The organism is Neisseria sp. P0022.S010 (assembly GCF_051956635.1).
This window is the reverse complement of record NZ_JBQCXF010000433.1, coordinates 1-2,554: the sequence shown is the minus strand read 5'-3', so window position 1 is coordinate 2,554 and position 2,554 is coordinate 1. Positions and strand designations below refer to the sequence as shown.

At 51.3% G+C, this 2,554-nt stretch carries 1 protein-coding gene and 2 tRNA genes; all 3 read left to right on the top strand.

Annotated features, from left to right (window positions below; genetic code table 11):
- Positions 1–131 precede the first annotated feature (131 nt).
- The 3 genes from ACTHUT_RS17810 (at position 132) to ACTHUT_RS17800 (ending at position 2,369) form a co-directional block, all read left to right on the top strand.
- Positions 132–2,114: a monovalent cation:proton antiporter family protein gene (locus ACTHUT_RS17810; RefSeq protein ID WP_003684484.1), complete on the top strand. Its 1,983-nt coding sequence runs from the start codon at positions 132–134 to the stop codon at positions 2,112–2,114.
- 69 nt (positions 2,115–2,183) lie between these two features.
- Positions 2,184–2,259 (top strand) — tRNA-Val (locus ACTHUT_RS17805).
- A 33-nt stretch (positions 2,260–2,292) separates the two neighbouring features.
- Positions 2,293–2,369: transfer RNA gene (locus tag ACTHUT_RS17800), tRNA-Asp, on the top strand.
- Positions 2,370–2,554 lie beyond the last annotated feature (185 nt).

Below are 2,554 nucleotides of genomic sequence, written 5' to 3'. Positions count from 1 at the left end.
TGATACGGGAAATCAAATCGCAGAAATGAAGTTCATTCTGTGCGTTTTTATTTGGGTTTGCTGTCGGTCTTCGACGTGTTTCAGACGGCCTATATAACAATAGCTACTTTTAACGAAAGGCCGCCCACTCTATGCACGAATTCTCCCTCGGTCCCATTGTCATTGTCCTGTTGGTTTCCGTCATTACGGTTATCTGCTGTCGCAAGTTCAACATTCCTTCCATGCTCGGTTATCTTTTGGTCGGTTTTATTGCCGGTCCGGGTATGTTCAAACTGATTCCGCAAAGCCACGCTACCGACTATTTGGGCGAAATCGGCATTGTGTTCTTGATGTTCAGCATCGGTCTCGAATTCTCCCTGCCCAAACTCAAAGCCATGCGCCGCCTCGTATTCGGCTTGGGCGGTTTGCAAGTTATCATTACTATGCTCTCGATTATGGGCATTTTGATGGCAATGGGCACGCCGTTTAACTGGGCGTTTGCCACTGCGGGCGCACTGACCATGTCGTCCACCGCCATCGTCAGCCGCATTCTGTCGGAGAAAACCGAGCTGGGTCAGCCGCATGGTCAAATGGCCATGGGCGTTTTGCTGATGCAAGATATTGCCGTGGTACCGCTGATGATTCTGATTCCGGCACTTGCTGGCGGCAGCGAAGGCAACTTATGGGTAGAGCTGGGCTTGGCCGGTTTGAAAATGTTGCTGACCTTGGGCATTTTGTTCGTTATCGGCAGCCGTGTGATGTCGCGCTGGTTCAGACTGGTTGCCAAACGCAAATCGTCCGAACTCTTCATGATCAACGTTTTACTGGTTACTTTGGGCGTGGCCTATCTGACAGAGCTTGAAGGCCTGTCTATGGCATTGGGCGCATTCGTCGCCGGTATGCTGCTTTCCGAAACCGAATACCGTATTCAGGTGGAAGACGACATCCGTCCATTCCGCGACATCCTGCTGGGCTTCTTCTTCATTACCGTCGGTATGAAGCTCGATATTCAGGCGCTGATCGGCAACTGGCAGCAAATCCTGATTTTGTTGGCAATCCTGTTGGTCTTGAAAGCACTGGTTGTCTTCATCATCGCTTTGCGCATGAAAAACCCTGTGGGCGACAGCCTCAAAAGTGCGCTTTATTTGGCGCAAGGCGGCGAGTTCGGCTTCGTGATGCTGGCTATTTCCAGCAAAATCAATATGGTTTCGCCCGAATTGGAACAAGCAGCCACTGCAGCCGTCTTGCTCTCCATGATTGCCGCACCATTCATTTTGGGCAGCAGCGATGCCATCGTCAGCCGCTTCGTCAAATCCGACTGGGACATGAAAGCCTTGGACTTACACTCCATGTTGGTGGAAACCATGAGCAAATCCGAACACGTCCTGATTATCGGTTTCGGACGCGGCGGTCAATCAGTTGCCCGTGTATTGGCGCAAGAAGGCATCCCCTACTTTGCCCTTGACTTGGACATTGCCCGTGTACAAGTGGCACGCAACGCAGGCGAACCGGTTTCCTTTGGCGATGCCAAACGCCGTGAAGTCTTGGAAGCCGCCGGCTTGGGACGCGCCAAAATGGTGGTCATCACGCTGAACAATATGCACGAGACCCAACATGTTCTCGGCAACATCATGTCCATGCATCCGAGCATGCCGGTTTATGTTCGCGCCACCAATGACGATTACGTTAAAACCTTTACCGAAATGGGTGCTGAAGAAACCGTCTCCGATACCAAAGAAACCAGCCTGGTTCTGGCAAGCTATGCCATGTTAGGCCACGGCCTCTCCTACAACCATGTTTATCAAACCATAACCCACATCCGTCACAGCCGCTATGCATCTTTGCAAGACTTATTTGTCGGCAGTGATGATGACAGCTTCTCCGACGAAGACAGTAAGGCCGTCTGCCGCCATGCCTTCCCATTGCAAGGCGAAGCACACGCCATCGGCAAAACCATCCGTGAATTGCCATTGGCAGCGCATTATCTGAAACTATTGTTTATCCGCCGCAATACCGGAAAAATCCAAGACCTTGACCCTGATTTTGTTTTGGAAAACGGTGATATTTTGGTTGTCGCAGGCAAACAGGAAGAAATTATTTCCTTTGAAAACTGGTGCTTGCAGGGAGATATCTAATTATCGGCAAATAAATCTTGCGTGCATCAGGATTTTTTGGTTTAATAGCGTCTTCGCAATTTTGCGCATGGGTGATTAGCTCAGTTGGTAGAGCGTCTGCCTTACAAGCAGAATGTCGGCGGTTCGACTCCGTCATCACCCACCAAGTTTCTTTTTCATTGTCTTTGACAGTGGATGCGCGGTGGTAGCTCAGTTGGTTAGAGTACCGGCCTGTCACGCCGGGGGTCGCGGGTTCGAGCCCCGTCCGCCGCGCCATTATTTAAAAATACTGATTTCTCAGTATCTCCCCCCCCCCCCTACCCAACCCAACCCACAAAACACCCACCCCACAAACAAAACACCAACAACCCAACCCCACCACCACCCACCACCCCCCCCCCCACCACCCCCAACAACAAACACACAACAACAGGTGAGTTGGTTAGAGTACCGGCCTGTCA